Source organism: Streptomyces sp. CB02980, from assembly GCF_014451325.2.
GTDB lineage: Bacteria > Actinomycetota > Actinomycetes > Streptomycetales > Streptomycetaceae > Streptomyces.
Genome location: NZ_JACSCH020000078.1, coordinates 1 through 594, shown reverse-complemented (window position 1 = coordinate 594; position 594 = coordinate 1). Strand labels below are relative to the sequence as shown.

1 protein-coding gene is annotated in these 594 nt (G+C 63.8%); it reads left to right on the top strand.

Annotation, left to right across the window (positions count from 1 at the left end; all coding sequences use genetic code 11):
* The coding region (locus E0F75_RS39830) for a polyketide synthase (protein ID WP_229315931.1) at positions 1-594 on the top strand (594 nt) is incomplete at both ends.

Below are 594 nucleotides of genomic sequence, written 5' to 3'. Positions count from 1 at the left end.
GGTGTGGTTTCGGGTGAGGGTTTGTGGGGTCTGGTGGCGTCGGGTGGGGATGCGGTGGGTGGGTTCCCGGTTGATCGTGGCTGGGATCTGGGGGTGTTGGAGGGTGTGGGTGATGTGGTGCCGCGGGGTGGTGGGTTCGTTCATGGTGCGGCGTTGTTCGATGCGGGTTTCTTCGGGATCAGTCCGCGTGAGGCGTTGGCGATGGATCCGCAGCAGCGGTTGTTGCTTGAGGTGGTGTGGGAGGCGCTGGAGGATGCGGGGGTTGATGCGGGTGGGTTGCGGGGGAGTGGGACGGGTGTTTTTGCGGGGGTGATTCCGCAGGATTATGTGGCGCGGTTGTCTTCGGTGCCGGATGAGGCTGCGGGGTATGTGGGGATTGGTAATACGACGAGTGTGGTGTCGGGCCGGGTTGCGTATTCGTTTGGTTTCGAGGGTCCGGCGGTGACGGTGGATACGGCGTGTTCGTCGTCGTTGGTGGCGTTGCATTTGGCTGCGCAGGCGTTGCGGTCGGGTGAGTGTTCGTTGGCGTTGGCGGGTGGGGTGACGGTGATGTCGTCGCCTGCGACGTTTGTGGAGTTCGGTCGTCAGCGGGGT